Origin of the sequence: Fervidicola ferrireducens (assembly GCF_001562425.1) — a bacterium.
GTDB classification, from domain to species: domain Bacteria; phylum Bacillota; class Thermosediminibacteria; order Thermosediminibacterales; family Thermosediminibacteraceae; genus Fervidicola; species Fervidicola ferrireducens.
In genome coordinates this window covers 59,287-65,553 of sequence record NZ_LOED01000012.1, presented here as the reverse complement: position 1 = coordinate 65,553, position 6,267 = coordinate 59,287, and the positions used below count along the sequence as shown (strand labels likewise).

The following is a 6,267-nucleotide window of genomic DNA, read 5'->3' as shown; positions in this document are numbered from 1 at the left end:
CGTGACATTGGCAGGGATTAGCTTGACACCTTGACAGAAAGGAGCACAAAAGGAGCGAAAAAGGAGCACATTTTTAGGGTATCCCCATTTTACGGATACCTTTCCAACTCGGGAAGTCACATTGGCCCTGTTTTAGTCATACACTTGCAAGGTGTAGTGCAACAATTGGAGTGATAACTGCAACGCTGCAAAAGGAAGGCAAAAGGAAGGCAAAAAGAAGGCAAAGAGAGAAAAGCGAGAGAGAAAAGGGAGAGGAAATAACACCCTCAAGGGATTTCCACCTGACGAAAACAGGGCCAAAAACATACGACCAGAGGAAGTGGGACAAAGCGAAACAAAACGAAACAATGGAACACCCACGAAAGGGTTGCAAAAGGGTTGCAAGAGGGTTGCAAAACGAACAAAACAGGCACAAAAAGGTAACAAAAAACGGCAGAACAACGACAGAGAAACGGCAGAAAAACCGAAGCAAGAGAGAAGCAAAAGGGAAGCAATTGAAACGACCTCGGGAAACTCGAGACCATAGTAACAGGCCCAAAATTGGGCTCGTTGAGTTAGGGCCTTGCGTTAAAGGCAGGAAGCTTTACAATTCAAAAAATAAAACCACCTAGCTGGTGGCTAATCTATGTTGAGAATACGGTTTATTTCCGATTCGGGAATACGCCATAAATCGCCGATTTTAACGGCTTTTATTCGGCCTTCTTTAATCCACTTATAAACAGTCCTTATGTTTAACTTTAACTTTTCGGCTACTTCTTGCGGCGTGTAATAGTTTTCCACTGTTTTCACCTCCAAGGGAATGCTTAACACTATATTACCATAGGTTGCGATGTTTTTCAAAACATGCAAAAACACTTGACTAGTGTAATGAAGTGTAATATACTGTAACTAGAATGAACCAAATTAAACTAAAATAAACAAAGGAGGGATAAAAATGACTGCCCAAACCCCTTACAAAACCCTTCCCATACCGAAAGACCTATACATACCCATCACTTACGCAATATATGAGGCGATATGGAACGCCATAGACAAGGACGACCCGAAGGCAAAAGATATGGTGGAGTGGTATGTAGAAACAATAGGCTTTTCTGCTTACTCGCTGGTGGAGAAGCTGAAAGAAAAGGGAATTGAAGTAAAATTACCGTCTTAAGGAGGTTTAGCTGATGAACAGGCTTGAAAGGACTATGGCGGAGCTTTTTTTTAAAGAAAAACAGGAGATTATTCCAGCACTAAAAGAGATGTTGAATGACAAAAACAGGATAAATCGCTACGAGAACCTTACCCTGGAGCGTGTTAAAGAAGTCGCCAGACGGATTGGTTGCGATGACTATCATACTGCTTTATATGCGCATGCCTTTGCTAAAATTTTTGGCACTATGCCCGACAGACTATTGAAGAAGCTAATAACCAAATTAGAAGGAGCGACTGTAAATGGCTAAAAGGCGGGGAAATGGCGAAGGAACGATATATAAGCGGCCTGACGGAACATGGGTAGGCCAAATAAGTATTGGCTACGACCCTAAAACCGGCAAGCTGAAACGTAAAACTGTTTACGGAAAGACCCGGAAGGAAGTGGCCGACAAGCTGGCGAAGATATTACAGGATATTAACCAAGGCGTATATGTTGAACCTTCTGAAATGACCTTTGGCGAGTGGTTAGATAAGTGGCTTGTGAACTACAAAAAGGGCCAGCTAAAACCGAGCACTTACGAAAGCTATGAAATGCTAATCAACGTCCACATAAAACCGGCTTTAGGGAACATTCCTCTGGCGAAACTGCAACCGCACATGATACAATCTTTTTATAACGATAAGCTGGAAAACGGCAGAGCCGATGGGAAAGGCGGCCTATCCACTCGAGTTGTGCGTTACTTCCATGCAGTTATACGCCAGGCCTTACAGCAGGCAGTTAAGGAAGGCCTTATTGCCCGGAACGTGGCCGATTCCACAAACCCGCCGACCATACAAAACAAGCAAATGAGGCCCTTAACTGAGGAAGAACTACAAAGATTCTTCGATGTCGCCAGAGATGACCGGCTTTTTGCGGCCTATGTTCTTGCAGTTACCACCGGCTTGCGGCGTGGCGAATTATTGGGCCTTTGCTGGGATTGCGTAGACCTCGAGAAGGGAATAATCACCGTGAAAAGGCAATTACTAGCCCTTAAAGACGGCCTTTCTTTGGAGGAAACGACCAAAAGCAAGAGCGGAAGGAGGAGCATATACCTTACCGATGACGCCGTAAGAGAGCTTAAAGCTCACAGAAAACGGCAATTGCAAGAAAAGTTAATAATGGGAGAGGCTTATAACGACAACGGCCTTGTATTTTGCAAGGAAGATGGAAGCCCTTTAGACCCGAGGGAATTCACAAAGCACTTTCAGAGGCTTTTAGTTAAAGCTGGATTACCTAAAGTGAGATTGCATGATTTACGCCATACCCATGCTACCCTTTTACTTGCCCGTGGCGTCCACCCAAAGATAGTGCAAGAGCGATTAGGCCATTCATCCATAACCATGACCCTTGACCTTTACAGTCACCTAATACCTAGCTTGCAGGAAATGGCGGCAAAGTCACTTAATGGGCTTTTAGGCAATAAAAAAGGCCCTGCTACAACGCAAGGCGAGCAACGTTGAAACGGATTGCAGTAAAATTGCAGTACTTAAGGGTATAAATTAAAGCTCCGAGGTACTCCTACAAACCCCGGAAGCCTTGATATTCCTGGTGCCGAAGGTGGGAGTCGAACCCACACGGCCTCATCGGCCACCGGATTTTGAGTCCGGCGCGTCTGCCAGTTCCACCACTTCGGCACAACCGCACTATTATCTTACCATATCTTCGGCCATAATTCAAGAGCATATTAATCCAAAAAAGAGTCCAGTTTTAGACCTGAATGTGATTTTCATCACAGAATTTACAGTTTTTCGGCGTTATTATTTTAATTGAAACAAAAAAATACCACGGAGGGGATTATATGTTCTGCTATCAGTGCGAGCAAACTCCAAAAGGCGGTTGCACAAAAATCGGAGTTTGCGGTAAAAACGAAGATATATCCAGCCTCCAGGATATGATCATCCTGGGACTCAAGGGAATATCAGCATACGCGGTCCACGCAAGAGAACTTGGCTTTACCGACCCCGAAGTTGACGCCACCATACAGGAAGCTCTTTACATGACCCTGACCAACGTCAACTTCAACCTACAGGAGCATATAGATATGGCAATGAAGGTAGGCAGGGCAACAGTAAAGGTCATGGAACTTTTAGACAAGGCTCATACGTCCAAGTTCGGAATCCCGGAACCGGTGGAAGTTCCCCAGGACAAAATCGAAGGTCACTGCATCCTGGTAACCGGTCATAATCTCCACGCTCTTAAATTACTGCTCGAACAATCCGAAGGGAAGGGCGTAAACATTTACACCCACTCCGAAATGCTGCCTGCCCACGGCTATCCAGAACTTAGAAAATACAAGCATCTAAAAGGGAACTTAGGCAAATCCTGGACCGACCAAAGGAAACTCTTCGAAGAGTTTCCCGGCGCTATCGTGGGGACCACCAACTGCATAATGCCAATAAAGGGCACGTACTCCGACCGCTTCTTCAGCTACGGTGTAGCAGGACTTGAGGGCGTTCAGAAAATCGAAAACGACGATTTCACGCCCGTTATCGAAAAAGCCCTGTCGCTTCCGCCAGCCAACGTAGATTCCGATAAGAAGGTAGTGACTGGCTTCCATCACGAAACGGTACTTAAAATCGCCCCCGAAATAATTGACGCCGTAAAGGCCGGAAAAATAAAAAGGTTCTTCGTGATAGCAGGTTGCGACACTCCGGGCAGCGGCAACGAGTACTACAGGAAGCTCGCCTTAGCTTTGCCGAAGGACTGCGTTATCATCACCACCTCCTGCGGCAAATTCCGATTCAACGACGTGGATTACGGCACCGTGCCTGGAACCAACATCCCGCGCTATATAGACTTCGGCCAGTGCAACAATTCCATCTCGGCGATAAAGGTGGCAACGGCCCTTGCCGAAGCTTTCAACTGTTCGGTGAATGACCTGCCCCTTTCGATAGTGCTCTCTTGGTTCGAGCAAAAAGCCGTGGCAATACTTCTCGGCCTTTTGAGCCTGGGAGTGAAAAATATCTATATCGGCCCCAAAGCCCCCGAATTCATTACGCCGGGAGTGATGAAGGTCCTCCAGGACAACTTCAACCTGAAGCTCATAAGCGATGTAGAAAAGGACCTCGCCGAAATGCTCGGATAAATAATATGGCATCTCCGAACGGAGATGCCTTTTTTATAGTATCTACTCGGTTTTTCCAAGATGTTCTAGGTTGTACTGCTTTATCTTTTTGTAAAGGGTGCTTCTTGGAATTTTTAGAAAAGTGGGGGAGAGCGAGGGGGCAGTAATCCCCCTCAATTTATTGAGGAGATACACGGACCCCCTCGCTCTAACATTTACAATTGTTTGATAATATGTTATCATAATGGTATGAAGAATGAAACTTGGAAATCAACTGGAACAGCAGTCTACAACATCAATTACCACTTTGTATGGTCAACGAAGTACCGCCGTAAGGTATTGTTGCCACCAGTAAACGAAACCCTGAAGGGAGCAATTACTACTCTCTGTAAGGAACATGGCTACCAGTTGCTGGCTTTGGAGGTTATGCCCGACCACGTACACGTCTTTCTTTCTGCTCCTCCTAAGATAGCTCCGGCGGTGATAGCCAAAATATTAAAGGGTTCCACGGCTCGCCGGCTCTTTGTGAAGCATCCGGAACTTAAGAAAAAGCTCTGGGGCGGACATTTATGGAACCCAAGCTACTATGTAGGTACAGCCGGAGAGGTCTCCAGCGACACTATCAGGCGATACATCGAAGCTCAAAAAACAGAGGGAGGTGAATGAGTGCCTCTAATTACACTCAAAGCCCAAATCCATGCAGACCCGCAGACTGAAGCCATTCTGAAGGACGCCATGTTCTGTGCCACCAAGGTCTACAACGGGCTTTTGTGGCATCTGCGGAAAGAGCACAAGGAAACCGGGAGAGTAGATATTTCTCGAAAGAACCTCAACCGCATCTTAAAAGAGCTGCCTAGAGCCAAAGGGTACTACTCGATGTCAGTGCAACTCACCCGGGACGAAGTACGGGAAGCATATAAGTCTTTCTTTGCCCTCAAGAGAAAGGGACTCACGCAGCACGAGGCTCCCCGCTTCCGGCGAAAGAACTATCTTTCACCGCTCAAGTACGTCCAAAGTGGGTTCGGGGTAGATGGAGACAGAGTTACTCTAAGTCTGGGCACCAACCGGGAAGATGGTGTAAGACAGGTCTCTTTCCGTATATCTCACCGTCCTGATGTTAAATATGAGCGGGTGCGTGAACTTTCCATTATCTACGACAAGGATTCCGGGCGAATAGAAGCCCGCCTGGTGGTGGAAGTTAAGGCCCGCGAAAACAAAGGGACGGGGAGAGCAGCGGTAGACCTTGGAGAAAACATCTTAATGGCTGCTGCATTTGACGATGGTGTGGTAATGCTTTATTCAGGCAAACTGATAAAAGCTGTAAGGCGATATTGGCAGAAGGTACGAGCTAACCTCAAACAGAATTCCCGCCGGTGGAAACAAATAGCGCGCCGGGAAAAGAAACAGGTAGAACACTTGATGCACATGGCTACATCTCACTTTATTGCGGAATGTGTGCAACGGGGTGTGAAGGAAATAGCCATTGGGGACCTTAATGGAATCCGTGAAAGCATTGACTATGGAGACCAGTTGAACCAGCGGCTGCACGCCTGACCGTACCGGAAGTTGATTGATATGCTTAAATACAAAGGGGTGCTGGCGGGAATTCTGGTGCGAGATGACATAAATGAAGGAAGCACGTCTATTACTTGCCACGCCTGCGGGAAGGTTGTAGCTTCAAACCGGATACGCCGAGGTCTGTATGTATGTTCCTGTGGCTGGAAAGCCCAAGCGGACGTAAACGGTGCCCTGAACATCTACGAGAGGGCGTATAAGGTATCTCCCGTGAAGGGGAGTAGTGGCCGTGTGGCGCGGCCCGCGGTCGTGTCATACCACTTGGGATGGCACGGCGTCGCAGAACCGAAGCGCGGGGATAAAACCCTGCGTGCATCCGTATTAGGATGCCCATCAATTCATTGAGGGGAGGACGTCACAGCTTCGGCTGTCCTGGTTTTATTGTAGGCGTACCTTTTTAAATTGTCCTGAATCACTTTCTTTTCAGCCTAATTTGCAGCCGTGCTCAGTTCGA

Annotated in this window: 10 protein-coding genes and 1 tRNA gene; 8 read left to right on the top strand and 3 right to left on the bottom strand. The window is 46.9% G+C overall.

Annotated elements, in window-relative coordinates:
• The first annotated feature begins 170 nt into the window (after positions 1-170).
• On the top strand, positions 171-611 hold the full coding sequence (locus AN618_RS06160) for a hypothetical protein (RefSeq protein WP_066353216.1): 441 nt from the start codon (positions 171-173) through the stop codon (positions 609-611).
• 7 nt (positions 612-618) lie between these two features.
• On the opposite strand, the gene AN618_RS06155 is transcribed toward AN618_RS06160, so the two are convergent.
• On the bottom strand, positions 619-780 hold the full coding sequence (locus AN618_RS06155; RefSeq protein WP_066353215.1) for a helix-turn-helix domain-containing protein: 162 nt from the start codon (positions 778-780) through the stop codon (positions 619-621).
• 154 nt (positions 781-934) lie between these two features.
• On the opposite strand from AN618_RS06155, the gene AN618_RS06150 reads away from it, so the two are divergent.
• Genes AN618_RS06150 through AN618_RS06140 form a run of 3 tightly spaced genes read left to right on the top strand, consistent with a single transcriptional unit; the run spans position 935 to position 2,634 of the window.
• Complete coding sequence (locus AN618_RS06150; protein ID WP_066353210.1) at positions 935-1,153, top strand: hypothetical protein; 219 nt, start codon at positions 935-937, stop codon at positions 1,151-1,153.
• 13 nt (positions 1,154-1,166) lie between these two features.
• Positions 1,167-1,442, top strand: a complete 276-nt coding sequence (locus tag AN618_RS06145; protein ID WP_066353208.1) for a hypothetical protein — start codon at positions 1,167-1,169, stop codon at positions 1,440-1,442.
• Positions 1,435-2,634 (top strand): tyrosine-type recombinase/integrase, encoded by a 1,200-nt coding sequence (locus AN618_RS06140; RefSeq protein ID WP_066353206.1) that lies wholly within the window; start codon positions 1,435-1,437, stop codon positions 2,632-2,634. The genes AN618_RS06145 and AN618_RS06140 overlap by 8 nt, the downstream gene beginning before the upstream one ends.
• Before the next feature lie 86 nt (positions 2,635-2,720).
• Here the strand turns inward: AN618_RS06140 and AN618_RS06135 are convergent.
• Positions 2,721-2,808: transfer RNA gene (locus AN618_RS06135), tRNA-Leu, on the bottom strand.
• A gap of 164 nt (positions 2,809-2,972) precedes the next feature.
• Between AN618_RS06135 and hcp the strand changes: the two genes are divergently transcribed.
• Positions 2,973-4,259, top strand: a complete 1,287-nt coding sequence (gene hcp, locus AN618_RS06130; protein WP_066353205.1) for a hydroxylamine reductase — start codon at positions 2,973-2,975, stop codon at positions 4,257-4,259.
• A gap of 42 nt (positions 4,260-4,301) precedes the next feature.
• Here the strand turns inward: hcp and AN618_RS13075 are convergent, their stop codons facing one another.
• On the bottom strand, positions 4,302-4,481 hold the full coding sequence (locus AN618_RS13075; RefSeq protein ID WP_157081644.1) for a hypothetical protein: 180 nt from the start codon (positions 4,479-4,481) through the stop codon (positions 4,302-4,304).
• 6 nt (positions 4,482-4,487) lie between these two features.
• Here AN618_RS13075 and tnpA point away from each other — a divergent pair, with 6 nt between their 5' ends.
• Genes tnpA through AN618_RS13505 form a run of 3 tightly spaced genes read left to right on the top strand, consistent with a single transcriptional unit; the run spans position 4,488 to position 6,158 of the window.
• Positions 4,488-4,904 (top strand): IS200/IS605 family transposase, encoded by a 417-nt coding sequence (gene tnpA / locus AN618_RS06125; RefSeq protein WP_066353204.1) that lies wholly within the window; start codon positions 4,488-4,490, stop codon positions 4,902-4,904.
• A complete protein-coding gene (locus AN618_RS06120) occupies positions 4,905-5,792 on the top strand; it encodes a transposase (protein WP_222926354.1) in 888 nt (295 codons plus the stop codon).
• Positions 5,793-5,813: 21 nt separating this feature from the next.
• On the top strand, positions 5,814-6,158 hold the full coding sequence (locus AN618_RS13505) for a zinc ribbon domain-containing protein (RefSeq protein ID WP_222926352.1): 345 nt from the start codon (positions 5,814-5,816) through the stop codon (positions 6,156-6,158).
• The last annotated feature ends 109 nt before the right edge of the window (positions 6,159-6,267 follow it).